This window comes from Streptomyces sp. NPDC002577, assembly GCF_053594815.1.
Genome location: NZ_JBSFWK010000007.1, coordinates 35810 through 60480, shown reverse-complemented (window position 1 = coordinate 60480; position 24671 = coordinate 35810). Strand labels below are relative to the sequence as shown.

Genomic DNA, 24671 nt, shown 5'->3' with positions numbered 1-24671 from the left:
CGGACGGGCTCAGCTCAGACGGAAGCCGTCCTTGACCCTGTCGAAGACCGGCTGGTACTTGTCCCACGTCGTCTCGGGGGCCGAGAGGTAGATGTCGTACTCCTTGCCGTCCTGCGTGAACCCGATTTCGACGGCGCGGAACCCGCGCACCCGCCCCTGGAACGTGAACGCCCACACCGCCGCGCGCTGCCCGCGGAACGTGGCGTGCTGAAGGTACAGCCTCCGGTACACGGAATAGTTGACCTTCGTGTTCGTCTCGACGTCCTCGAAGTGCGCCAGCGGGTCCGAGCCCGCGGGGTCCACGACGCCGATCGTGATGCCGACCAGGCCCGAACTGTCGATGTAGTTGACCTGCTCGGCGGAACGCTCGCCGGGCCTCCAGCCGTCCGGTACGGGGAAGGCGACCCCGAGCTTCGGTTCCTCGACCAGGTGGTAGCCCTGGGGGACGGGCGAAGGCGCGTACGACGTCGGTGCGGCCGCGGGGGTGGTCGCAGCGGCGGTCGTCGCCGTGCCGCCGCCGGACGCGCTGTGCGGGGTGCCGGACGGGCTGCGCGACATTCCATAGAGCCCACCCGCCACGGCCGCGGCCACGACCACCACCGCCACGGCGGTCCACAGCGGCGCACGGCTCCGGCGACCGCGGCCGCTCCTGCCGTCGCCACCGCTCCGTACCGGCTCCGGCGCCGCCGCATTCCCGCCCGGCGCCGGGTCCGCTGCCGCATACGACAGTTCGCCGTCCCGGCCCGAGGCCGCGTCGTCCACGACGGTCACGCCGTCCCACGTCAGACTCGAGGCGCCCCGGTCCGAGACGCTGTGCTGCGGGGCCGGGGTCCCGACCGGCGTCATCGCCGTCGCCGCCTGCGCCTCCGGTGCCCGCAGCCCCCGCTCGACCTCCTCCGCCGAGGGCCGTTCCTCGGGGTCCTTGGCCAACAGCGCCTTGATCAGGGGCTCGAGCGGCCCCGCCTGCTTCATCGGCTCCGCAGGGTCGACCGCGATCGCGTACGCCGTCTCCACCGCCGTGTCCTTGCGGAACGGCGGACGCCCCTCCACCGCCTGATAGAGCGTGGCACCCAGCGCCCACAGGTCCGAGGCGGGACCGGGCGTCCTGCCCCTGATCCGCTCCGGCGCGATGAAGTCGATCGACCCGACGACCTCCCCGGGCTTGGTGAGCGTCGAGGTTCCGGTCGCCATGGCGATGCCGAAGTCGGTGAGGACGATCCGGCCGTCGGCGCCGAGCAGCACGTTGCCGGGTTTGACGTCGCGGTGCAGGACCCCGGCCGCGTGTGCGGCCCTCAGCGCGGCGATCATGCCGCGCCCGATGCGGGCGGCCTCCGTGGGCGGTATGGTCCTGCCGCCCTTGAGGAGCGTCGCGAGGGTGGTCGAGGGCACGTACTCCATGACGATGCACGGCAGTCCGTCGTCCTCGACGACGTCGTGGACCACCACCACGTTGGGGTGAGCGATACGGGCGGCGCTGCGCGCCTCGCGGCGGGTGCGTTCATAGAGAGTGATCAGCTCGTCGTCGGCCAGATGCGGCTGCACATGCAGCCGCTTGAGCGCGATCTGACGGCCGAGGAGCTCGTCCTGGGCACGCCACACGGTGCCCATGCCCCCACGGCCGATCTGCTCGGTAAGCCGGTATCGCCCGGCGACCAGCCGCCCTTCGTCCGACACAGCGCACCCCTCCGCCTGCCTGCCTGCGTTCGATTCGTGGCGACACGATATCGAGTGCCGGACTTGAGCTGATCAGCGAGGGGAGGTGTCCACCCGCTCGTAACGGAGGAGCACAACTCCGTTGCCGAACGTCCGCGTTTCGACGAACCGAAGACGGGTCGTTGTGTCCGTCTCCTCGAACAGGCGCCTGCCCCGGCCGATGAGCACCGGGTGGACGTAGAGACGGTACTCGTCGATCAGATCGTGCTTCATGAAGGCCGCGGCCAGGCCGGCACCGCCGAGCGCGAGATCTCCGCCCGGCTGGGCCTTGAGCGCCATGACCTCGTCGACCACCACGTCCCGCACGATGGTGGTGTTCCAGTCGGCCCGCTCCAGGGTCCGCGAGTACACGATCTTGGGCATGTCCCGCCAGATGGCGGCGAACTCGACCATGGGCCGGGCACTGGCGGGATCGGAGTCGGCCGTCGGCCAGAACTCCGCCATGAGCTCGTACGAGACGCGTCCGTCCAGGAACGCGCCCATCGCTCTGAGCTGCTCGTTGAAGTGGTCGTGCAGTTCGTCGTCGACCATGTGCCAGTCGATCTCGCGGTCCGGTCCCTCGAAGAAGCCGTCGAGCGACACCGACATCATCAGCACGATCTTCCTCATCGCGGTCCTTCCGGAGCAGACGAGCCGGGCGGCGGCCTCCGGCCGGTGTGGCCGGGCCACCCTCACGGTACTGGCATGATCGGAGACATGGTGGAACGTGTTGTCGCCGCGTGCGACGGGGCCTCGAAGGGGAATCCGGGGCCCGCAGGCTGGGCCTGGGTCATCGCCGGGGCCGAGGAGATCCCTGACCGGTGGGAGGCCGGCCCGCTGGGCAAGGCGACCAACAACGTCGCGGAACTCACCGCGCTGGAGCGGCTGTTGACGGCCGTCGACCCGTCCGTGCCGATGGAGATCCGGATGGACTCCCAGTACGCGATGAAGGCCGTCACGACGTGGCTGCCCGGCTGGAAGCGCAAGGGCTGGAAGACGGCGGCGGGCAAGCCGGTCGCCAACCAGGAGCTCGTCGAGCGCATCGACGCGCTGCTCGACGGCCGCTCGGTGGAGTTCCGCTACGTCCCGGCACACCAGGTCGACGGCGACCGGCTCAACGACTTCGCCGACCGGGCCGCGAGCCACGCAGCGCTCGTCCAGGAACCGGCGGGCAGCGAGTACGACTCCCCGGAGCCGCCGCACGCACCCGACGTCGTCCCCGCCGGCGGTGCGCGCCGCCGCTCTGCGGGCGGCCCGGCGCAGGCGGCCGCTGCGCCGCGGCAGCGTGCCTCGGGAGGCTCACGGACGATCAAGGCGAAGTTCCCGGGCCGGTGCGTCTGCGGCCGCTCGTACGCGGCCGGCGAGTCCATCGCCAAGAACGCGCAGGGGTGGGGCCACCCGGAGTGCCGAACGGCATAGGCGGACGGACGGTGGACGTGGGGCGCGCCTGTGCCGACCAGCGGCCGGCAGCCGGAGCGTGGAACCGTCAGGGCCTAGGGTGCCCTCCGGGCCGGGGCCGGCACTGGTCTCGGTGGGGAGTCACAGCCAGGAGGCCGGAATGACGTCATCGCCCGTCCACCCCTTCGATCTGTTCGCCATCGACGGGCTGCTGTCCGACGAGGAGCGCGAGATCCGCAGGACCGTCCGGACTCTCGGAGAACGCGAGTTGCGCCCGCACGTCGCCGAGTGGTTCGAGCACGGCGCGATCCCGGCCCGCGAACTCGCCCGCCGTCTGGGCGAGACCGGTGTGCTCGGCATGCATCTGGAGGGCTACGGCTGTGCCGGCACCAACGCCGTGTCGTACGGTCTCGCCTGCCTCGAACTCGAGGCGGTCGACTCCGGGCTGCGCAGCCTGGTGTCCGTGCAGGGGTCGCTCGCGATGTACGCGATCTGGAAGCACGGCTCGGAGGAGCAGAAGCAGCAGTGGCTGCCGGGCATGGCCGCGGGCGAGAAGATCGGCTGCTTCGGACTCACCGAGCCGGATGCCGGATCGGACCCGGGCGCCATGCGCACCCGCGCCAAGCGCGACGGCTCCGACTGGGTTCTGGGCGGCACCAAGATGTGGATCACCAACGGCTCGGTGGCCGACGTCGCCGTGGTGTGGGCCCGCACCGACGAGGGTGTGCGGGGCTTCCTGGTGCCCGCCGGAACCCCCGGGTTCAGCGCCCCTGAGATCAAGGGCAAGCTCTCCCTGCGGGCCGGCGTGACCAGCGAACTCGTCCTGGAGGACGTGCGGCTGCCCGCTGACGCGGTGCTCCCCGGCGCCCGCGGCCTGTCCGGCCCGCTGGGCTGCCTCAACGAGGCCCGGTTCGGCATCGTGTTCGGCACTCTTGGCGCCGCCCGGGACTGCCTTGAGACCGCGATCTCCTACGCCGGCGACCGCACGGTCTTCGGCCGCTCGCTGGCCTCGTACCAGCTGACCCAGCAGAAGCTGGCGGACATGGCGCTGGAGCTCGGCAAGGGCATGCTGCTCGCCGTGCACCTGGGCCGGCTGAAGGATTCCGGCCGGCTCACGCCCGAGCAGGTCAGCGTGGGCAAGCTCAACAACGTGCGGGAGGCGATCGACATCGCCCGGCAGTGCCGCACCATCCTCGGCGCCAACGGCATCACCCTGGAGTATCCGGTGATGCGGCACGCCAACAACCTCGAGTCGGTGCTGACGTACGAGGGCACCAGCGAGGTGCACACGCTGGTCCTGGGCAAGGCACTCACGGGGGAGGGCGCCTTCCGCTGAGGCGCGGTCGCTGACACGGGAGGTCGAGCGGGGCGTCAGGCCCGCGAGGAGCGTCGTCGGCCACCCGCGGCGCGGCGGACACCCCGCGGGTTCAGTGCAGGATCTTCTGCTTGGCCCGCTGGAACTCCTCTTCCGAGAGGTCGCCCCTGGCCTTGATCTCCGAGAGCTTCGCGAGTTCCTCGACCTCGCTCGGCTTGCCCGCACCGCCGGCGGTCTCGCGGATGTAGCTGTCGAACGCCTTCTGCTGGGCCCGTGCCTGCTCTATCTCACGCTTGCCCATGTCCTTGCCGCGGGCGAGGAGGTACACGAAGCAGCCGAGGAACGGAAGGATCAGCACGAACACGAGCCATCCCGCCTTACCCCACCCGCTCATGCTGTCGTCGCGGAAGATGTCGAAGACGATCCGGAAGAGCAGGAAGAACCACAAGACCCAGAGGAAGATCCACATCATGGTCCAGAACGCACCCAGGACCGGGTAGTCGTACGCGAGGTACGTGTAGCCGTCCATTGTCTTCTCCTGTCCACGCCATCCCCCCACGGGTCGGATGGTTCGTGGGCCGGCCGTGCCGAGGCCCATCCCCATGGTCACGTGCCTGGTCGCTGATCGCTAGGCGAACCCCGGGCGGCGACGACCGTCCATGCCGCCCGCGCCGCGTACCGCGTTTGACGTGTCGGAGATTTCCGACGTATTTTCTCCGTGTGCCGACACACGACGTCTTCAGCGCGCTGGCCAACCCGGTGCGCCGTCGGCTGCTCGACGCGCTGCGCGACGGTCCGCGCGCGGTCAACGACCTCGTGAGCGAGTTCGAGCTGAGCCGGCCTGCCGTCTCGGAGCACCTTCAGGTCCTGCGCCAGGCCAACCTGGTGCGGGAGGAGCCCAGGGGCCGGCAGCGGTACTACCACCTCGAGCCGCAACCGCTCGACGAGGTCCGCGAGTGGCTTCACCCCTTCGAACACTATTGGCGCGCACGGATGCGCTCGCTCCGTGACCTGCTCGATGAGGAAAACCCGTGACCGATCCCAAGGACGATGCCAAGGCCGATCCCACAGTGATCCGATGCGACCAGTTCTTGGCCCACCCACCGGCGAAGGTGTGGCAGGTCCTGACCGACCCGCAGCTGCATGCGCGGTGGTGGGCCGAGGGAGACGTACGGCCCGTCGTCGGGCACCGCTTCACCCTGGACATGGGCCCCTGGGGCTCGCAGCAGTGCGAAGTGACCGCCGTTGAACCGGAGCGCATGATCAGCTACACCTTTGCCGAGGGCTCGCTCGACACCACGATCACCTGGCGTCTGGAGCCCGAGGGAAGCGGCACCAGGCTGTTCCTCGAGCACGCCGGGTTCGACCTCGACTCTCCGATCGGCAAGGCGGCGTTGGACGGCATGGGCCGGGGCTGGCCAGGCGTACTCGCAGGCATGGGTCCCGTACTCGCCGGTATGTGATATGCCAGGCGGCCATGGACGAGACACTGCTGACACGGCTCTCACACGGTAAGTACCTTCTGGTCACCAGCTTCCGCAGGAACGGCACTCCCGTGTCCACGCCCGTCTGGGTGATCCGGGACGGGAGCGCCCTCGGAGTGTGGACGGCCGCGGACTCCTGGAAGGTGAAGCGGATCCGCCACCGCGCCGATGTGCTGGTGGGGCCCTGCGATATGCGGGGGAATCCGACCGGCGACCAGGTGCCGGCCACCGCCGAGATCTGTGACGCGGCCGACACGGCCCGTTATCGGGCGCTGATCGCTCGGAAATACGGTCTCATCGGCCGGTTGACGCTGTTCGGCAGCCGATTGCGACGCGGCGTCAGCGGGACGGTCGGAATCTGTATTTCGCTCGCGGAGTGACGGGGGAGCGCTCTCCGTGCACGACAGGAGCGCTCTCCGTGTACGACAGGAGCGCTCTCCGTGTACGACGGGAGCGCTCTCGGTACACGCGGAATGCTCTCGGTGCCTGCCGCGACACGCACCGCCACGGGGAATCCCGCAACACCTTCCGTTCACCTAAGCGACATCGGACATACCCCTGAACGACGGCCCTGTGGTCACCGAAGCGGCCACATTCGGAAGCGGACACTCGCATTCCGAAGCACAGAAAGACAGCACCATGGGCGCGTTTCTTGTGGCAGTACTCGCGAAGGTCGGCGTCGCGGTCGCCGAGGCCATCATCCTTCGCCTTCTGTGGCAGTTGTGGACGACGTACTCGCATCACCTGCGCACGGCGCCGGTAATGGCCTGATCCCTCACAGCCGCCGCCTTGGTTCCCCGGCGCACGACAGGCTGAGGCCGCCGCGCGCCGGATCGTGATGGCGGTCAGGCAGCCCGGCGGGCGGAACCGACCTCTCGGGAGCCCCTCTCCTGCCGCGACTCCATGATTTCCCTACGCGCTTCCTTTCCCGTGCTGCGCACCAGCCACGTGGCTCCGCCGACGGCCAGGGCGACCGGCCACTCCAGCGCCCCGGCCACGGTGAGCGCTCCCAGGCCGCCGTAGAAGGCGACGTCCTTGGCTCGTGGGCGTCCCGGCATGCCGGGCAGCATCGACGTAGCCGCCCGGGCTGTGGCGGTCAGGTCCTTCCGGGTGAGATACGGAACCGGCATCGGGGGGTGGTACGTGTGCGTGTGCAGGGTCAGACCCCCCGGCCCACGATGGACCTGCGTGTCTTCGGTCCTCTCGGTCTCGTCCTGAACCTGCGTCGCTTGATCCTCGACCTGCGTCGCTGCGACCCTCTTACGCGGCGCGGGTCGCGACGCGGTGGTCTTCCGCGTGGTTCCCGCTGTCCTGGGCATGCGTCTCCTCCTTTTCGTCCGAGAAGGGTGCGTCACGCGTCACCTTCAATTCTGGCGCGCCCTCGGACGCACGGAGCCGCCGAAAGTGCGTCGATTGAAGCTGTGATTCCCGGCTACCCGTGGTACGGCTGATGAGACACGCCCGAGCTCAGAAAGCCGGTGACGCACAGTGGGAATTCCGGGGAGCGGACTGCTGCGCGCCGTCGTGTCGTCCGCTACCGGTGTGCTCGGTGGCCCCGCTGAGCCGCGGCGGGCGCGGTTCTTCGAGGAGCGGATCCATATCGCCGTACGCGGGCTGCGTGACCGCAATGAGGACGACGCGGCGCTGCTCGCGCGGGACATGTTGAGGGCCTATCTCACGGAGATGGCCAACCCGCTCACCCCGATCCTGGGCGCGGGAGCGGCCCTGTCGGCGGCCGTCGGCGCGGTCCTCGACGCAGGCCTGATCATCGCCGTCACCGCCGTGTCCGGGCTGATCGGAGCGATCCAGCGGAACTCGACGGACCGGGCCGTCGCCCGGCTGCGCCGCGAGGCGGCCGTCATGGCCTCAGCGGTACGCGACGGGCGGGAGACCAGCGTCCCGGCCGACGAACTGGCCGTGGGAGACGTGCCCTTGACGGCCCGTCAACTCCTGCTGGTCAACCTCTTCACCGACCTCGCCCCGGCCATGGCCGTCGTGCTGCGCCCGCCCCACCCCGAGGCGGCCGGGCGCATGCTCCACGAAGGGCCCGAGGCGTCCCTCGGCTCGGCCCTCACCGAGGAGACCGTCGTACGTGCCGTGGCCACCACTCTCGGCGCCACCGCCGGCTGGCTCGCCGCCCGCTTCACGGGCCGCGCCGTCCGCGCCCGCACCGTCGCCCTCGTCGCGCTCGTGGGCACGCAACTCGGGCAGACGCTCCTGGCAGGCGGCCGCAGCCGCACGATCGTCGCCGCGTCCCTCGGCTCCATGGCCGCACTCGCGGCCGTCGTCCAGACCCCCGGCCTCAGCCACTTCTTCGGCTGCACCCCACTCGGCCCGGTCGGCTGGGCCATCGCCCTGACCGCCGCGACAGGAGCGACCGCGAGCTCGCTCGTCCTCCCGGCGGCGGTCAGCAGGGTCCCCGCGGCGGTGACCAGGGCCCGCGCCGCGCTGTGAAGCGCGAACGGGCGTCACTGGTCGTAGAACTTCCGGCCCTCACGCAGCATCTCCATGAACTGTGTCAGACGCCGGACCCGCGTCTCGGGACGCCTCGCCGTCTGCAGGCGGTGGTACAGGGCGTAACGGTTGCGGCTGTCGAGGCCGGCGTAGAACCCCGCCGCCACAGGGTCGGCGTCCAGCGCGGCCTGCAGATCCTCGGGGACGGTCGCCGTGGCCTGACCGGCGTACGCGGCGTCCCACCGGCCGTCCGCCTTCGCTCGTTCCACATCCCGCAGCCCCGCCGGCCGCATCAGGCCCTGCTCGGTGAGGACCCGCAACTTCTCCCGGTTGATCTGCGACCACGTGCTGCTCGGCCGGCGCGGGCAGTACCGCTGCAGGAAGTACGTGTCGTCCTCCCGCTTGCGCTGCCCGTCGATCCACCCGAAGCACAGGGCCGCATCGAGAGCTTCGGCCGTGGTGACCGTCGTCTCGCCGGTGCCCTTCTTGGCTATGCGCAGCCACACGCCGGTGCTCCGGTCGTGGTGCTCCTCCAGCCACGCCGTCCAGGCCTTCGGGTCGGCGAAACGGTGGGTGGGCTCGGGGCGGGTTCCGGGTCCGGCGTGCTCCGTTGGTGTCATGGGCGGCATCCAAGCGGAGGCGGGAGCGGCGTGCAACGAGGCCGTTGAGTAGGGAACCACCCCCGTGAAAGCGCTCGCGCCGTGCCCGTCGGATACGAGAGGCTGGCGCTCGCCCGGGAGTTGACCGTGCCGACGCACACAGGCACGGACGACACACGAAGGCACGGACGACGGCGCACAGGCGCACCCCGACGGAAGGCGTTCAGCAGGCATGTCACTCATCCACCACACCACCATGAAGCCCACCAAGCTGGAGCTGCTGGAGCCCTGGCTTCCCACCCAGCCGTGGTACGTCGGCCCGGGGCACGAGCCGCGGCTGTCCAAGACGGGGGGCTTCCGGCTCGACGACCCGCAAGGCGAAGTGGGGATCGAGTTCATGGTGGTGACGGACGAGTCCGGCGATCGGCCGATGTCGTACCACGTACCGCTCACCTACCGCGGGGCACCGCTCGACGGAGCCGACCACGCCCTCATCGGCACGTCCGAGCACGGGGTGCTGGGACGGCGTTGGGTGTACGACGGCACCCACGATCCCGTGCTCGTCGCCCAGTTGCTGGCACTTCTCCAGGGCCGTGCCGAGCCGCAGGCACAGAGCGTGAGCAACACCCCCGACCCGTCCGTCACCGCGTACTTCGCCGGATCCGGCGTCCCCGTCGGACTTGAGCCGACAGCCGTCGACAACGGGGCGCACCGCACCGATCTCGTACTGGAGACAACGACGGCAGCCGGGTCGGACGCCGGGTCCGCGGGACGCTGGACCATCCAGGTGACGCGCCTCCTGCGGTCGGACCAGCCGTCCCACTCGGACGTGAACGATGCCCAGGGACACGTCACAGCAGGCTGGCGTCTGACGGACGGCGGCGAGAGCCGCGACGTGTTCGCAGCCCTTTGCGAGGCAGCGCCCTGACGCACCACAGGCCTCACCACGGGACCGCCGTCATTTGATACCGGGCCTTCGCCGCAGGACCCTGGAGGAAGCGCCTGATGTGCGGCGTTCGCAGACACGGCCCCAGGGGGCCGGCAGCGGCGAGAACGAGGGTGAGCACCTCATGGACCAGGAGCCCGTCACCACTCGGCGGCCGGGGGAGGAGCGAGTACCACGGGACCTGGCCGTGGTCATCGACGCACGCGGAGTCATCACGGCATGGAGTGCCGGCGCTCGGCGTCTGCTCGGATACGAGGCCGACGAGGTGGTGGGCCGGGCCGCGGACACCCTGCTCGCCGCCGGTCTGCCCGCCGCTGCGCGGCGCCGCGTCACCGGGCCCGGTGTATGGGCCAGTGAGGTGGCGCTGCGGCACCGCAACGGCAGCCGCGTCGTGGTGCGGCTCCAGGTCGGACCGCTGGTGGGAACCGGCAGCCAGGGCCTGTGGCTGGTGACCGGCGAGACGTTTTCCATGGCGACGGCTCCCTCCGAACCGGAGGCGGCGGTGCTCTGGGACCGGACGCTCGTTCAGCTCCCGTTTCCCGTGGCGGTCTACGACGGCGAGGCACGGATGGTCGGTGCCAATGACGGCATGGTCCGCCTGATGGGCAGGTCCGTGGAGGAGATGCTGGGTCTGCGCCTGCGGGAGATCGAAGCCGGCCAGCCGTTCGACGAGTTCGACCGTCTCCAGTGTCAGGTGCTGCGCACCGGTGAGACGGTGATCCACGAGGCGTACGGCAAGTCGCCGGGGGAGACCCGGGCGCACTCCTGGTCGATGTTCTTCTTCCCGCTGAGGGACGAGACCGGCGCCGTGCACGGGGTGTCGGCGGTGGTGTTCGACAGCACCGACCAGTACTGGGCCCGGCGCCGCCTGACGGTGCTCAACGAGGCCGGCGTGCGCATCGGCAGCACGCTGGACGTGATCAGAACGGCCGAGGAACTCGCGGACGTGGCCGTGGGGCGGCTCGCCGACTTCGTCGCGGTCGACCTCCTGGAGTCCGTCGAGCGCGGCGACGAGCCGGAACCGGTGCCGCGCGCCGGGCCGGTCGTCTTCCGCAGGGCCGCACAGCGGTCGGTGCTGGAGGGTTGCCCGGAGTCCGCCACCCAGCCCGGACAGAGCGAGACCTACCCGCCGGACTCCTCACCGGTCCAGGCACTGGCCACCGGCAGGGCCGCCCTGCATCACGCCGACGATCCCCTGTTGCTGCGGTGGGTCAAGGAGTACCCGGCCCGCGCCGCGAGCCACCGCAAGTACCTGATCCATTCGGTGATGCTGGTGCCGCTGCGTGCCCGCGGGACCACCCTGGGGCTGGTGCTCTTGCTGCGGCACCGAACCGCTGAGGACTTCAGCGAGGACGACATGCTGCTCGCGGAGGAGATCGTCGCCAGGGCGGCGGTGGCCGTCGACAACGCCCGCCGTTACACCCGCGAACGCAGGACGGCGCTCGCGCTCCAGCGCAGCATGTTGCCCGAGCGGCCGCCCGGTGTGGCGGCGGTGGAGGTCGCCTACCGCTATCTGCCTGCGGGCTCGGGTACCGGCGTCGGCGGGGACTGGTTCGACGCCATCCCGCTGGCGGGCGCGCGGGTCGCCCTGGTCGTGGGTGATGTGGTGGGCCACGGCATCCACGCGTCGGCCACCATGGGCCGGCTACGGACCGCCGTACGGACCCTCGCCGATGTCGATCTGGCCCCCGACGAGCTGCTCACCCGCCTCGACGACCTGGTCATCCGCCTGGACCGGGAGGAAGGGCCGGATGTGCGCGGGCCCGCGGAGGGCACCACGGGCGAGGTCGGCGCCACGTGTCTGTACGCCGTGTACGACCCCGTCACCCGGCTCTGCAGCCTCGCGCGTGCGGGCCATCCGCCGCCGGCCGTGGTCACCGCGGACGGCACCGTGCGGTTCCTGGACCTGCCGCCGGGACCGCCGCTGGGCCTGGGCGGCCTGCCGTTCGAAGCCGCCGAGATCGAACTCGAGGAGGGAAGCCTGCTCGCCCTGTACACCGACGGCCTGATCCAGGCCGCCGGCCGGGACGTCGACACCGGGATGGACCTGCTGCGGCAGGCGCTCCGCGACCCCGCCCGCTCGCTGGAGACGATCTGCGACTCGGTGCTGGGTTCCGTACTGGCGGGCCGCCCCGCCGACGACGTGGCCCTGGTCCTGGCCAGGACCAGGGCACTCGACTCCGGCCGGGTGTGCACCTGGCCTCTGCGACCGGACCCCACGACCGTCGCGGAGGCCCGTAAGGCGGCTGTCGAGCAGGTCGCCGCCTGGGGGCTGGAGGAGGTGACGTTCGCCACCGAGCTGATCGTCAGCGAGCTGGTCACGAACGCGATCCGCCACGCCAGCCCGCCGATCCAGCTGCGGCTCATCCGCCACGACACCCTCATCTGCGAGGTGTCCGACGGCAGCAGCACCGCCCCGCATCTGCGCCGGGCCCGCGCCTTCGACGAAGGAGGCCGAGGGCTGCTCCTCGTCGCCCAGGTCGCCGACCGATGGGGCAGCCGCCAGACGCGCACCGGCAAGATCATCTGGGCGGAACAGCGGCTGCCGGACCACCCTCTGCCGGTCTGATGTGGCGGCCTGCCGCTCGGGTCGGCCTACCGCTCGTGCCGGGCCGCCGTAGGCCCTCGGCGCGGCACCTGGCGGAACACAGCGGTACCGGGCGTCCGAACCGCCATCCACCCCGGTCAGGTTGTCATCAGGGCTGCGCGGCGGGGGCGCGGGCGGCCAGGGCGGCCAGCAGCAGGTCCACCGCTTCCTCGAAGGAGCTCTCCCCCATGGCGTGCAGCTCGCCGCGTACCGTCCTGAGGGCCGGGTACGCCTCGGCGTCCGCGGCCTGGTACACCTCCGTCCACGCCTGCCGGTCGGCCTCGCGTTGCTGCCGGGGAAGTGCCAGGCAGGCGGCGTCCATGGCCGCGTGACCGAGGACGGTGTCGATGAACGCCAGGTAGAGACGGACGGCGCGATCAGGGGCGAACCCCGCCGACAGCAGCAGGGCCACGCCGGTCTCCACGGCACGGAACTCGTTCTCGCGGCGGGTCACACGGTACGAGGCCATGGCGGCCGCCCGCGGATGGGCGAGGTACCCGGCGCGCACCCGCAGCGCCATCTCGTGGAGCGAGGCGATCCAGTCCGGACCGGGCGTGAACCCCGCCATGGCGTCGCCGATGATCCGGTCGGCGACGGCGAGCAACAGGTCGTCGGTGTTGCGAAAGTAACGGTATAGCGCGCTCGGGTCGCATCCCAGGGCGCTGCCGAGACGACGTACGCTCAGTGCCTCCGGGCCGTGCTCGCCGATGAGCCGCAGCGCGGTCTCCACGATCAGGTCCTGGGACAGGAGCACACCCGAGCGGGTGGGGCGACGGCGTCTGCTCTCCTGGGGGACACGGGTGGGCATACCGGTTCCTCTCGCTCTGTGCGGGCCGGTCGCGGTCTGTGCCGGCCGGTTGCAGTGAACGGCCCGGCACAGGCTTATGTCAACACCGTTGACGCCGGATGGACCTCGGATGTTCCATCGCATCTGCTGCTCCACCGCATTCCCGCACGGCTCTTCCCCGCCCGTCCCCGTCCTCGCGAGGAGCCCTCCCGATGTCCCAGACCGCACCCAGACCAGCACAGTCAGCTTCTCCCGCCCCACTGCGCCGCTCCCTCGGCGTCCTCGACGGCGTCGCCATCGCCGCCTCCAGCACCGCGGCCACCACCAGCATCGCCATCGGCATGGGCACCATCGCCGCCACCGTGGGGCTCCAGGGCCCCGCCCTCCTGCTGCTGGCGTTCCTGCCCGTGCTCGGCATCGCCACCGCCTACGCCCGCCTCAACCGCTCGGAACCCAACTGCGGCAACGGCTATACGTGGGTCGGCAAGTCCCTCGGCCCCTGGCCCGGCTTCCTGACCGGCTGGGTCACCCTCGTCGGATCGATCATCTTCCTCGCCTACACCAGCGCGGTCACCGGCTCGGTCGTGCTGATCTTCGCCAACAAGGCGGGCCTGAACAGCGTCGCGGGGGTGCGCCTCGATCCGACGTCCACCGCGGTCAGCACCGTCGTCGGACTGGTGACGCTGACCGCGGTCACGGTCCTGGCCGTCACCGGCGTGCGCAGCGCCACCCGGTTCCAGTTCGGTCTCCTGATCTTCGAGTACGCCGTGCTGCTGAGCTTCTGTACGTGGGCCCTGGTCACGGGCTCGCAGGAGTTCTCGCTGTCGTGGTTCAACCCGTTCGCGATGTCGAGCGGCACGGCATTCGCCCAGGGACTCGTCCTGGCGGTGTTCTTCTTCTGGGGCTGGGACGCGGCCTTCAGCGTCACCGAGGAGACCAAGAGCCCGGAGGACTCGGCCCGCGGCGGCTTCATCGCCCTGTTCGCCATGCTCGGCCTGTTCCTCTTCGCCTCCGTCGCCTTCCAGCGGGAGATGAGCCTGACCGAACTCATCAAGAACGGCCCCCAGGCCCTGCCGTACCTCGGCGCCAAGCTGGCCGCCGAACCATGGGCGAGCCTGCCCCTGCTCGCGCTGATGTTCTCGGCCGTCGCCTCCGTTCAGGCCTCCGTCATCCCCACCGCCCGCGGGCTGTTGGCCATGGGCCGCGACCGCACCCTGGGCCCGGTGTGGACCCGGGTCCACCCCAAGTACGGCACGCCCGCCGCCGGAACCGTCATCGTGATGTCGATCTCCGCCGGCATCGCCCTGCTGGCCGTGGCCATCCCCAAGCTGAGCGACATGCTGCTCGCGGCCGTCAACGCCATCGGTCTGGTCGTCGCCCTCTACTACGGCCTCACGGCCCTCGCTTGCGCCGTCCGTTTCCGCACCGCCCTGCGCGACGGACTCCGTGAGGCACTGCTCGCGGTCGGTGTCCCTGCCGCGTCCGGCCTGGTCCTGCTCGGCCTCGGCGCCTACCTCGGGTACTCGTACCTCACGATGAGCGACCACTTCGAACTCAGCCCCGACAACGGCTGGTTCATGTTCTCGCTGCCCGCCACCATCGTCGTCACCGGGCTCGTCATGGCTGCCGTCGCCAAGTACGCCCGCCGCTCGCCGTACTTCGCCACCGGACGCGGCACCGACGCCGACGCCCTCACGCTGCCCATGGACCGAACGGCCATCTGACGCCGGCCCCGCATGGCAGCGTGTTGCCGTCCAGCTCCGTCCTGCCCTCGGGTCGTACGGCCGTCCGGCGTCACCTTGCGCACGGCACCTCGCTGCGGCCGTCCGACCCCCTCCCCGCCCATGGCCGCACGGCTGTCCGGCCCGCACCCACCTTGGAGTCCACTTTCATGTCCCACCTCCAGGCCGCCGATCTGGTCCTCACGGGCGGACCCGTCCACACCGTCGACCCCGCCCGCAGTCGTGCCACCGCCGTGGCCGTGCGCGGCGGGCGGATCACAGCCGTGGGCCACGACGAGGTCCACGAGCTGATCGGCCCCCGCACCGAGGTCGTCGACCTCGCCGGGCGGCTGCTGCTGCCCGGTTTCCAGGACGCGCATGTCCACCCCCAGGGTGCGGGCCTCGAGCTGGGGCTGTGCCACCTCGGCGACACCGTCGACCCGGCGGAGTACCTGCGGCGCATCAAGGCGTACGCCGACGAGCACCCGGACGCCGAGTGGATCACCGGTGGCGGCTGGTCCATGGAGGCATTCCCCGGCGGCACGCCCACCGCCGCCCTCCTCGACACGATCGTCCCCGACCGGCCCGTCTTCCTGCCCAACCGCGACCACCACGGAGCCTGGGTCAACACCCGGGCCCTGGAACGGGCGGGCATCGACGCCCGCACCCCCGACCCCGCCGACGGCCGTATCGAACGCGATGCCGACGGCAACCCGACCGGCATGCTCCAGGAAGGCGCGGCCAACGTCGTCGGCCGGCTGGTGCCCGACCCGACGCCCGAGGAGCAGACCGCCGCCCTGCTGCGCGCCCAGGCCGTGCTCCACTCGCAGGGGGTCACCGCGTGGCAGGACGCCATCATCGGCACCTACACCAACATGACCGACCCTGCCCCCGCCTACCACGCCGCCCTGGCCGACGGGCTGCTCACCGCCCGGGTGGTCGGCGCACTGTGGTGGGACCGCGGCCGGGGTGCCGAGCAGATCCCCGAACTGGTCGAACTGCGCAAGGAGTTGAGTCGCGACCGGTTCCAGGCCACGACCGTCAAGATCATGCAGGACGGCATCGCCGAGAACCACACCGCCGCCATGCTGGACCCGTACCTCACCGGCTGCGGCTGCGCCTCCGACAACAGCGGCATCAGTTTCGTCGAGCCGGCCGAGCTGAAGAAGTACGTCACCGAACTCGACGCCCTCGGCTTCCAGGTCCATTTCCACGCACTCGGCGACCGCGCGGTGCGTGAGGCACTCGACGCGGTCGAGGCCGCCCGCGCCGCCAACGGATGGCGCGACACGCGGCACCACCTGGCGCATCTCCAGGTCGTCCACCCCGACGACGTCCGACGCTTCCGCGCCCTGGGTGCCACCGCCAACATCCAGGCGCTGTGGGCCGCGCACGAACCGCAGATGGACGAGCTCACCCTGCCCTTCCTCGGCGCCGAACGCGGCACCTGGCAGTATCCGTTCGGCGATCTGCTGCGCGCCGGCGCCACCCTCGCGGCGGGCAGCGACTGGCCGGTCAGCAGCCCCGACCCGCTGGCAGCCATCCACGTGGCCGTCAACCGGATCGCCCCCGCCGCGCCCGACGGCACGGGGGTGTTCCTGCCCGAGCAGCGCATCGACCTGGGGGCCGCCATCGCCGCGTACACAGCCGGCAGCGCGTATGCGAACCACCTGGACGACACCACCGGCAGCATCGCCGTGGGCAAGCTCGCCGACCTCGTCGTCCTGGACCGGGACCCCTTCGCCGGGCTGCCTGTGGAGATCGCTGCGGCCCGGGTCCTGCAGACCTTCGTGGACGGCCGCCGGGTGTACGCGGCGCCTGACGCCTGAGAGCCCTGAGACGTCTGAGATATCCGCGGCGCCGGTGTCGGCTTGCCCTGGAGTGCACTCACATTCGTAGCATCCGGGACATGGCAACTCCTCAGCACAAGATCGGATCGGGATTCGGAGCGCGGAGCACCGCCGACGACGTCCTGCAGGGAATCGACCTCTCCGGGAAGCTCGCGCTCGTCACGGGCGGTTACTCGGGTCTGGGGCTGGAGACCACGCGTGCGCTCACCCGCGCGGGCGCCCATGTCGTCGTACCAGCCCGGCGTCCCGCGACCGCCCGTGACGCGGTCGCGGACATCGAGGGGGCGGAGGTCGACGAACTGGACCTCGCCGACCTCGACAGCGTGCGCACCTTCGCCGAACGCTTTCTCGCCTCCGGCCGCACGATCGACTTCGTCATCGACAACGCCGGGATCATGGCCTGTCCCGAGACCAGGGTCGGCCCCGGCTGGGAGGCCCAGTTCGCGACCAACCACCTCGGCCACTACGCGCTCGTCAACCGGCTCTGGCCCGCGATCGCGCCGGGCGGGGCCCGCATCGTCTCCGTGTCGTCCGCAGGCCACCACGCCTCCGGCATCCGCTGGGACGACATCCACTTCGAGCGTGGCTACGACAAGTGGCAGGCCTACGGTCAGGCGAAGACGGCCAACGTGCTGTTCGCCGTGCATCTCGACACCCTCGGCCGGGACGCCGGAGTACGGGCGTTCGCACTGCATCCCGGCGGCATCCTCACGCCGCTGCAGCGTCACCTCGACAAGCAGGAGATGATCGACCGCGGCTGGATCGACGAGACCGGCGAACTGGTCGACCCGACGGCGTTCAAGACGACCCAGCAGGGAGCCGCGACACAGGTGTGGGCGGCGACCTCCCCCCGACTGCAGGGCGTGGGCGGCGTGTATTGCGAGGACTGCGACATCGCCGAGCCCGCCTCGAACGACGGCGCGTGGGTCGGCGTACGCGATTACGCGACCGACACCGAGCAGGCCGCGCGCCTGTGGGCACTCTCCGCAGAACTCACCGGAGTGGACGCGTTCGCTGCCGCCGACTGAACCGCGGACGCGCGACCACGGCCCATGTGGCCGGCCGGTCCGAGTGGCGCGGTGTTGGGCAGGCGGAGACCACCTGCCCAGCACCGCTGCGCCAGTTGTCCGTCAGCGATGCTCGTGGTCCTCGACGTAGTCCTCCTCGTCCTCCTCCGCGTATTCCTCCTCGGGGTACTCGTCCTCAGGCTGTCCCTCGCCCTCTTGCACTTCCTCGTACTCGTCTTCTTCCGCCTCGTCCCCCGGCTCCTCTTCGTATTCGCCCTCGGCCTCTTCCTCGGATTCGCCTTCCTCTTCCTCCGGCCCTTCTCCCTCGGGCTCCGGCTCTCCTTCGGCTCGCGCCTCCTCGGGCTCCTCTTCCTCTTCCTGTTCTTCCGCTTCTTCCTCGTAATCCTTCGCGGGTTCCTGCTCCTCGCGTGCCTCCTCGGCCCGGCGCACGACCTTTCCCTCGTGCACCTCGCCCCGCCGGCCCTCGACCTTCTCGGGGTGCAGCAGGGTCCGGGTCATGACGTGACGGCGGTAGTGCTTCATCTCGAGACGCGCCCGACGCCCCGGGGCTCGCCAGAGGTTTCCGGTGTGCTCGAACAGCCCCTTGGGGTGGTACTCGAGAACCAGCAGGATCCTCGTGAGCTCGGGGGCTACTTCGTGGAAGGTGACCGCACCGTCCACATATCCCTTCACCGCCTTCGAGCGCCACACGATCCGCTTGTCAGGCACCTGCTCGATGATCTCGGAATGCCATTCGCGGGTGGAGAGGAAGACCCTGGCCTTCCATTCGAGTTCCGTGTCGGAGGTCTCCTCGACCTTCTGGACCTTCTTCATGAAGGAAGGGAACTGCTCGAACTCCGTCCATTGGTTGTAGGCGACGGAGATCGGCACGCCGACATCGATCTGTTCGACGATGTTGGCGGCCTTGAATACGCTCTTGTCGGTGCGACCAGGCAGGCCGCCCGATACGGCCTCCTTGACCTTGTCTGCGGCCTTGCGCACGCCGACTTTGAGGAGCGGCTTCAGTAGCGCCCTGCCCGCCAACGTGCCGCCTGTCACTCGCTCGGTCACTTTGCTCACGGCTCGCCCGCTCAGCGCGGCGAGCAGATCCTGCGTGTCGTGGATCAGACGCTCGGTGGGCAGTTCCCTGGCAAGGGTGCCGAGCCCGCCGACCGCGCCCTGTCCGTCCGATTGGTCAGCCATGGTCCTCACCCCTGGCTTCGCCGCTGTGCTCCTTCGGGGACGGCCTTCTTGGCGGGCCTGGCAGGACGGTCGGCAGCCTTCCTCGGCTTGCTGCCGACGGAGCGCTTCACGCTCGTGGCCCGTTCCGCGGGCCGTGGCTTCTCCGCCTGGCCAAGCGACGTCTTCTTCGCTTGCTCGACCCCGGACTTAGCTACCTGCTCAGGCCCTGACTTCTCCGCTTGCTCCGTGCCGTGTGCCTTCGATTTCCCGGCCTTTCCGCCGCCCCCTTCGGCGCGTAGCGCCGAGGTCCGCTCCTCCAGCCGGTCACTCAGCGCTTCCATGCGCTGGCTGGCCGCAGCCACGACCGCCGATTTGCCCGCGGACACCAACTGGTTGCGGAGATCCTCGGTCAGACGGCCGACCTCGGAGGACACCAGCTTCTCGGAGCCCAACGGGTTGTGGCCGGCGGCGAGGCGCTTGCCGGCTGCCGCACCGGCAAGGGCGAGCGCCCATCCCATCCTGTGGTTGCGCCCGAAGAGGTAGCCGCTGGTGAAAGCCAGGGCCACCGGGCTGTTTTTCATGATCGCCGCCTCACTCTTGTAAAAGACGAATGCGGGATATGTCTGTTTCCTCCAGTATGCGCATCACCCGGTACGCGAATTTCATTCCTGACCGGGGCTGCCGCGGACCGCGGCCTTCACCTTCACAGCGTGCGCAGCACCCACGCCCAACGATGGACACCGGCGCCGACCCGGTGGCGGGGCAGGGTGTCGGGGCCGCAGGATGCCGTGCCGAGGCCGCGGTGTGCCGCGTCGACGTGGACCACGCAGCGCCGCAGCGGCGCGAGCTCGTCGTGGTGCGCGGCGGCGGCGAGGTCAGCGGCCCGGTAGCGCGTGACCGACACCTGGCGTGGGGCGTCCAACCGCACGGACAGACCGGCGCCCGCCTCCGACAGCAGCGAGAAGCCGCGCACGCCGTGCCGTCCGCCGCTCTCCTGCGGCCGCAGATACGGGGTGAACAGCTCGTCCACGCGGTCTCCGTAATGGCCTACGGGCCCGCCCGCTGCCCGGTCCGGGTACGTCTCCCAGGGGCCCTGCCCGTACCACTCCATCCGGTCCAGGCCCTCCACCGTCTCGAAGACCGTGCCCACCCGTGCGGCATCGGTCAGCGCCTCGGGGAGAAGGGCGGTCTCCTCGATGAGAAGCCCGCCGTCGGGGAGCGGGGTGAAGACCTGCAGGTGCTCGACGGTGCCGGCGCCGGTGTCGTACGCGCTGCGGGCCGTGATGCGATCACCTTGGCGGTCCGCCGACAACGGCTTGCGGACGAGTCTGTCGAGGCCCAGCCTCTCCCAGTGGGCAGCCGCGCCGCCCAGCAGATCGTTGTCCGTGGGCGCGCGCCACAGGCTCAGTACGGGCGGGGCGGTCAGCAGCGGATGGACCAGATGGCCCTCCGCGTCGATGTCGACCGCGCGACCGGAAAGTGCCGGGGCCGGTACGCGTACGTCCGCGGAGGGGCGTTCGCGCAACCGCACCTGCGGAGTGCATACCTCCGTACCCGGTCCCGCCCACGGCTCTTCGCCCGCCGTCGTCACGCGCAGCGTCAGCCAGGTCTCGCCGCCGTCCCGCTGGTCTGCACCCGGCTCCCCACCCAGCTCCGCCGGCAGCTCGACGACGGCCGAGCCGCCGGGCGGTACGTGCGGCAGCTCGGTCGGCGCCCTCCGCGTGCCTGCCGTGCCCGACTCCTCGGAGGAGAGCACCCACTCCGCGGTCAGCCAGGACAGATCGCGGAAATGCTGGTGGTTGTGGATCCGCAGCTGTCCGCCGTCGTACGACAGCCTTACGGGAGCGGCGAGTTCGCGGTGCTCGTACATCGCGGGCTTCGGAGTGCGGTCGGGAAAGACCAGGCCGTCCGCGCAGAACGCGCCGTCGTTGGGTGTGTCGCCGAAGTCGCCGCCGTACGCCCAGCGGTAACCGGGAGCGGTGACGCCCTCGCTGAAAGCTTTCTCGCTGCCCGGCCCTGCGGGGCGCCCGTCGGACAGGTCCTGCAGGATGCCGTGGTCCCAGAACTCCCAGACGAATCCGCCCTGCAGCCCCGGAGTGGACTCGATGGCCTCCCAGTAGTCGGCAAGGCTGCCGTTGCTGTTGCCCATGGCGTGTGAGTACTCGCACAGGATCAGCGGCTTGGTCTGCTCGCCTGAGGTGGCGTGCTCGACGATCTCGCTGATCGAGGCGTACATGGGACAGACGATGTCGCTGGCGATGTCGCGCGACGACCAGTCGGTCTTCGCCGCTCCCTCGTACTGGATCGGGCGCGTCGGATCGTGGCGGCGCACCCAGCCCGCGGCCGCGTCGTGGTTGGCGCCGTAATCGCTCTCGTTGCCCAGCGACCAGATCACGACGCTCGGGTGGTTCTTGTCGCGCAGCACCATGCGCGAGACGCGGTCGACGAAGGCGGGCAGGTAGCGCGGGTCGTCGGCGATCTCGTGGGCGTGGTCGTGGCTTTCGATGTTCGCCTCGTCCACGACGTACAGGCCGAGCTCGTCGGCGAGGTCGAGGAGGGCGGGATCGTTCGGATAGTGCGAGGTGCGGACGGCGTTGAAACCGAAGCGCTTCATCGTCTCCAGGTCGGCGCGCATCTCGGCGGGCGTGACCGTGCGGCCGGTGAGCGGGTGGAAGTCGTGCCGGTTGACGCCCCGGATGAACACCCGCTCACCGTTGATCAGCAGATCACGGCCTCGGATCTCGACCGTTCGGAAACCGATGCGGTGGTACGAGCTGTCGGCGATGCTCCCGTCGGCGCGGTGCAGCCGTACTGTCAGGCCGTACAGGGTGGGTGTCTCGGCCGACCAGGGCCTGACATCCTCCATCCCCGCGCGGAGTTGGGCTTCGCCGAGGAAGTCCGAGACTCGCTCGGTCTCTCGGTTGACGCGGTCGAGTTCGGCGTTCTGCGCCAGCGTGACGCCGTCCAGATCACCGGTGAGGTACCAGCCCTGGGGGAGCGGCCCCCGCGCGTCGCGCACCTGGCAGTCCACCTGCAGCGAACCGCCCTGGTCGGCCTGCACCTTGACATCCGCGAGGTACAGCGGATCCGTGGCGTACAGGAGGACGGAGCGGGTGACGCCGCCGTGCCACCAGTGGTCCTGGTCCTCGATGTGCGAGGCGTCCGACCACTTGACCACCGTCAGCCGTACGGTGTTGCGCTCACCGGGACGTACCGCCTCGGTGACGTCGAACTCGCTCGCCAGGTGCGAGTCCTTGCCGATGCCCACGGCCTGACCGTTCACCTGGGCGATGAGAACGCTCTCGGCGGCACCGACCTGCAGCACGATGCGGCGGTCCGCCCAGTCGGCCGGAACGTCGACATCAGTCTCGTGCACGCCCGTCGGGTTGGCGGCCGGTACGGACGGCGGGTACTCGGGCCAGGGCATCTGCACATTGGTGTACTGCGGTAGGTCGCGCGGGTCCTGCATCGTCCAGCAGCCCGGCACCACCAGCTCCGACCAGTCCTCGGCGAGCGGCGCATCGGGGGCGGGCAGCAGCTGGAAGCGCCAGCTGCCGTCCAGTGACAGGGCGCCGGGCCTGCGGTCCACCGTGTGCATGGGCAGCCGCCGCCACCCGGTGATCTCGGGCGACTCCCATGGACGTACGCCCATCAGCTGCCCCATGTCCATGCGCGGCTGTGCTTCCATCAGCGGATGGCCCCCTTGATGGCCCACTTGGCCAGGTCGGCGCCTCTCAGCCCGTCGTTCCGCTCAGCCACGCAACGCCCCCTCGGTGGAGCCGGCGATGAAGCCGCGGGCGAAGAACGTGAAGACCAGCACCAGGGGGATGACCGCCAGCAGGACACCGGACATCACCATGCTGTAGTCGGTGTAGTGGCCGGCGTACAGCTGGGCGAGGGCCACCTGGAGGGTGACGTGGCTCGGGTCGACGAGCATGACCAGCGGCAGGATGTAGTCGTTCCAGGCGGCGATGAAGGTGTAGATGCCGAGGAAGGCCAGTGCCGGGCGGACGCACGGCAGGACGACGTACCAGTACTGGCGGAAGAAGCCGCAGCCCTCCATGCGGGCGGCGTCCAGCAGTTCGTCGGGGACGCCGGTCATCGTGTACTGGCGCATCCAGAAGATGCCGAAGGCGTTGGCTGCGGCGGGGACGATGAGGGCCTTCAGGGTGCCCACCCAGCCGAGCTGGACCATGATCTCGTACTGCGGGATGATCGCCAGCTGGGTCGGCAGGATGTACATCCCGAGCAGCAGGCCGAACAGCGCCTTCTTGCCCGGGAAGTCGTACTTGGCGAAGGCGAAGGCCGCCAGCGAGTCGAAGAACAGCACGAGGACGGTCGTACAGACAGCGACGATCAGCGTGTTGAGCATCGACCCGAAGAAGTCGACGTTCTGGAAGAGGTGGTGGAGGTTGGTGAGCAGGTGGGAGCCGAACCACAGCTTCGGCGGGTAGCGGTAGATGTCCTGCGAGGTGTTCGTCGCCATGACGATGATCCAGTAGAACGGGAACACCGACACGAGCACCGTTGCCATCAGGATGATGTGGACGCTCAGTCCACGGGTCCGCCTGCGGCTGAGGAGGTTCGGAAGCTTCGTCAGTTGCGGGAGACTCACCGGTCATTGCTCCTTGCGGCGCTGGACCAGGCGCCAGTTGACGGCGACGATCAGCAGGATGAGCAGGAAGAAGGCCCAGACGATCGCGGCGCCGTAGCCGAAGTCGTTGTTGTCGAAAGCCTGGTGGTAGAAGTACAGCAGCGTGGTGAGGCCGGCCTGGCCGGGGCCGCCTGAGTTGGGGTTGGTGGCGGCCTCGCTGCCGAAGAGGACCTGGGGTTCGGTGAAGCTCTGAAGGCCGGTGACGGTCGAGATGACCACCGTGAACAGGATGATGGGACGCAGCAGGGGGATCGTGATGCGGAAGAAGATCCGTACCGCTCCCGCGCCGTCCATCTTGGCCGCCTCGTAGATCTCCGAGGGGATGCCCTGGAGGCCGGCCAGGTAGATGATGGCGTTGTATCCGGTCCACTGCCAGGTCATCAGGCAGGCGATGACGACCTTGATCGTCCACTGGTTGCTCATCCACGGCACCTCTGGCAGATGCACCAGCTTCAGCGCCGCGTTGATCAGACCGAAGTTGTTGCTGAAGATCGCGCTGAAGAAGATGGCGATGGCCACCAGTGAGGTGATGCTCGGGATGAACAGTGCGATCCGGTAGAAGCCCGTGAGGCGACGCGTGGAGTTCACGAGCGTGGCCATGATCAGCGCCATGAAGAGCATCGGGACCGTGGACAGCACCCAGATGACAAGGGTGTTGCGTACGGACAGCCAGAAGACCGGGTCCTTCCACAGGAACTTGAACTGCTGAACCCCCACGTATTTCATCTCCCCGACGCCGTCCCAGTGCTGGAAGGCCAGGTAGAGGGAGAAGATCACGGGGAAGAGCATGAACACCGCGAAGATCAGATAGAACGGCGAGATCGCGGCGTACTGGGGCCAGTACTTCGCGATCCCGTGCCGCGGCCCGCGCTTCGGCTGCCCGGCTCCCGAGTACACCGGCCGGAAGCGGCGGCCATGCCGGCTCCGCCCGCGATCTGCGTCGCGTGCGGAGCCGGCGGTGGTTCCGGTGGCGGCGGGGCCTGCGACCGGGGTTG

General features: G+C 70.0%; 23 protein-coding genes. 12 read left to right on the top strand and 11 right to left on the bottom strand.

All coding sequences use genetic code 11. From position 1 onward, the window contains the following. Positions 1 to 9 precede the first annotated feature (9 nt). On the bottom strand, positions 10 to 1674 hold the full coding sequence (locus ACWD4J_RS12515; protein WP_451395313.1) for a protein kinase domain-containing protein: 1665 nt from the start codon (positions 1672 to 1674) through the stop codon (positions 10 to 12). 72 nt (positions 1675 to 1746) lie between these two features. Continuing rightward, positions 1747 to 2322 (bottom strand): dihydrofolate reductase family protein, encoded by a 576-nt coding sequence (locus ACWD4J_RS12510; protein ID WP_451395312.1) that lies wholly within the window; start codon positions 2320 to 2322, stop codon positions 1747 to 1749. 75 nt (positions 2323 to 2397) lie between these two features. On the opposite strand from ACWD4J_RS12510, the gene ACWD4J_RS12505 reads away from it, so the two are divergent. Together ACWD4J_RS12505 and ACWD4J_RS12500 are read left to right on the top strand one after the other, a co-directional pair. Next, positions 2398 to 3111: a ribonuclease H family protein gene (locus ACWD4J_RS12505; RefSeq protein WP_451395311.1), complete on the top strand. Its 714-nt coding sequence runs from the start codon at positions 2398 to 2400 to the stop codon at positions 3109 to 3111. 139 nt (positions 3112 to 3250) lie between these two features. Next, positions 3251 to 4426: an acyl-CoA dehydrogenase family protein gene (locus ACWD4J_RS12500; protein WP_451395310.1), complete on the top strand. Its 1176-nt coding sequence runs from the start codon at positions 3251 to 3253 to the stop codon at positions 4424 to 4426. A gap of 91 nt (positions 4427 to 4517) precedes the next feature. Here the strand turns inward: ACWD4J_RS12500 and ACWD4J_RS12495 are convergent, their stop codons facing one another. Further along, positions 4518 to 4934, bottom strand: a complete 417-nt coding sequence (locus ACWD4J_RS12495) for an SHOCT domain-containing protein (protein ID WP_451395309.1) — start codon at positions 4932 to 4934, stop codon at positions 4518 to 4520. A 191-nt stretch (positions 4935 to 5125) separates the two neighbouring features. Between ACWD4J_RS12495 and ACWD4J_RS12490 the strand changes: the two genes are divergently transcribed. The 4 genes from ACWD4J_RS12490 (at position 5126) to ACWD4J_RS12475 (ending at position 6660) form a co-directional block, all read left to right on the top strand. Further along, positions 5126 to 5440: an ArsR/SmtB family transcription factor gene (locus ACWD4J_RS12490; RefSeq protein WP_451395308.1), complete on the top strand. Its 315-nt coding sequence runs from the start codon at positions 5126 to 5128 to the stop codon at positions 5438 to 5440. After that, on the top strand, positions 5437 to 5868 hold the full coding sequence (locus ACWD4J_RS12485) for an SRPBCC family protein (RefSeq protein WP_451395307.1): 432 nt from the start codon (positions 5437 to 5439) through the stop codon (positions 5866 to 5868). The genes ACWD4J_RS12490 and ACWD4J_RS12485 overlap by 4 nt, the downstream gene beginning before the upstream one ends. A gap of 14 nt (positions 5869 to 5882) precedes the next feature. Then, on the top strand, positions 5883 to 6269 hold the full coding sequence (locus ACWD4J_RS12480) for a PPOX class F420-dependent oxidoreductase (protein ID WP_451395306.1): 387 nt from the start codon (positions 5883 to 5885) through the stop codon (positions 6267 to 6269). Positions 6270 to 6462: 193 nt separating this feature from the next. Beyond that, positions 6463 to 6660 carry a hypothetical protein gene (locus tag ACWD4J_RS12475; RefSeq protein ID WP_451395305.1) on the top strand — a complete coding sequence of 66 codons (198 nt, stop codon included), beginning with the start codon at positions 6463 to 6465 and terminating at the stop codon, positions 6658 to 6660. A gap of 74 nt (positions 6661 to 6734) precedes the next feature. On the opposite strand, the gene ACWD4J_RS12470 is transcribed toward ACWD4J_RS12475, so the two are convergent. Further along, a complete protein-coding gene (locus tag ACWD4J_RS12470; protein WP_451395304.1) occupies positions 6735 to 7019 on the bottom strand; it encodes a hypothetical protein in 285 nt (94 codons plus the stop codon). Positions 7020 to 7377: 358 nt separating this feature from the next. Between ACWD4J_RS12470 and ACWD4J_RS12465 the strand changes: the two genes are divergently transcribed. Continuing rightward, a complete protein-coding gene (locus tag ACWD4J_RS12465) occupies positions 7378 to 8343 on the top strand; it encodes a cation transporting ATPase C-terminal domain-containing protein (protein ID WP_451395303.1) in 966 nt (321 codons plus the stop codon). A 14-nt stretch (positions 8344 to 8357) separates the two neighbouring features. Here ACWD4J_RS12465 and ACWD4J_RS12460 read toward each other — a convergent pair whose 3' ends face one another. After that, positions 8358 to 8963 carry a YdeI/OmpD-associated family protein gene (locus ACWD4J_RS12460; RefSeq protein WP_451395302.1) on the bottom strand — a complete coding sequence of 202 codons (606 nt, stop codon included), beginning with the start codon at positions 8961 to 8963 and terminating at the stop codon, positions 8358 to 8360. Between the two features lie 211 nt (positions 8964 to 9174). Here ACWD4J_RS12460 and ACWD4J_RS12455 point away from each other — a divergent pair, with 211 nt between their 5' ends. Further along, positions 9175 to 9870 carry a maltokinase N-terminal cap-like domain-containing protein gene (locus ACWD4J_RS12455; protein WP_451395301.1) on the top strand — a complete coding sequence of 232 codons (696 nt, stop codon included), beginning with the start codon at positions 9175 to 9177 and terminating at the stop codon, positions 9868 to 9870. A gap of 142 nt (positions 9871 to 10012) precedes the next feature. After that, positions 10013 to 12457, top strand: coding sequence for a SpoIIE family protein phosphatase (locus tag ACWD4J_RS12450; RefSeq protein WP_451395300.1), 2445 nt, complete (start codon positions 10013 to 10015; stop codon positions 12455 to 12457). 127 nt (positions 12458 to 12584) lie between these two features. On the opposite strand, the gene ACWD4J_RS12445 is transcribed toward ACWD4J_RS12450, so the two are convergent. Then, positions 12585 to 13283, bottom strand: a complete 699-nt coding sequence (locus ACWD4J_RS12445) for a TetR/AcrR family transcriptional regulator (RefSeq protein WP_451395299.1) — start codon at positions 13281 to 13283, stop codon at positions 12585 to 12587. A 191-nt stretch (positions 13284 to 13474) separates the two neighbouring features. On the opposite strand from ACWD4J_RS12445, the gene ACWD4J_RS12440 reads away from it, so the two are divergent. The 3 genes from ACWD4J_RS12440 to ACWD4J_RS12430 all read left to right on the top strand — a co-directional run bounded on the left by ACWD4J_RS12440 (position 13475) and on the right by ACWD4J_RS12430 (position 17861). After that, positions 13475 to 14986, top strand: a complete 1512-nt coding sequence (locus ACWD4J_RS12440) for an APC family permease (protein WP_451395298.1) — start codon at positions 13475 to 13477, stop codon at positions 14984 to 14986. 167 nt (positions 14987 to 15153) lie between these two features. Beyond that, positions 15154 to 16812: an amidohydrolase gene (locus ACWD4J_RS12435; RefSeq protein ID WP_451395297.1), complete on the top strand. Its 1659-nt coding sequence runs from the start codon at positions 15154 to 15156 to the stop codon at positions 16810 to 16812. Between the two features lie 80 nt (positions 16813 to 16892). Then, the gene (locus ACWD4J_RS12430) at positions 16893 to 17861 is read left to right on the top strand and encodes an SDR family NAD(P)-dependent oxidoreductase (RefSeq protein WP_451395296.1); all 969 of its coding nucleotides are present in this window, start codon (positions 16893 to 16895) and stop codon (positions 17859 to 17861) included. 102 nt (positions 17862 to 17963) lie between these two features. On the opposite strand, the gene ACWD4J_RS12425 is transcribed toward ACWD4J_RS12430, so the two are convergent. The 5 genes from ACWD4J_RS12425 to ACWD4J_RS12405 form a co-directional block, all read right to left on the bottom strand. Continuing rightward, complete coding sequence (locus tag ACWD4J_RS12425) at positions 17964 to 19043, bottom strand: SRPBCC family protein (RefSeq protein WP_451395295.1); 1080 nt, start codon at positions 19041 to 19043, stop codon at positions 17964 to 17966. 5 nt (positions 19044 to 19048) lie between these two features. Further along, positions 19049 to 19603, bottom strand: coding sequence for a hypothetical protein (locus ACWD4J_RS12420; RefSeq protein WP_451395294.1), 555 nt, complete (start codon positions 19601 to 19603; stop codon positions 19049 to 19051). A gap of 122 nt (positions 19604 to 19725) precedes the next feature. Beyond that, entirely contained in the window at positions 19726 to 22710 is a 2985-nt protein-coding gene (locus ACWD4J_RS12415; protein WP_451395293.1) for a glycoside hydrolase family 2 TIM barrel-domain containing protein, read from the bottom strand. A gap of 63 nt (positions 22711 to 22773) precedes the next feature. Then, a complete protein-coding gene (locus ACWD4J_RS12410; protein WP_451395513.1) occupies positions 22774 to 23556 on the bottom strand; it encodes a carbohydrate ABC transporter permease in 783 nt (260 codons plus the stop codon). Positions 23557 to 23640: 84 nt separating this feature from the next. Next, positions 23641 to 24528: a carbohydrate ABC transporter permease gene (locus ACWD4J_RS12405; protein WP_451395512.1), complete on the bottom strand. Its 888-nt coding sequence runs from the start codon at positions 24526 to 24528 to the stop codon at positions 23641 to 23643. Positions 24529 to 24671 lie beyond the last annotated feature (143 nt).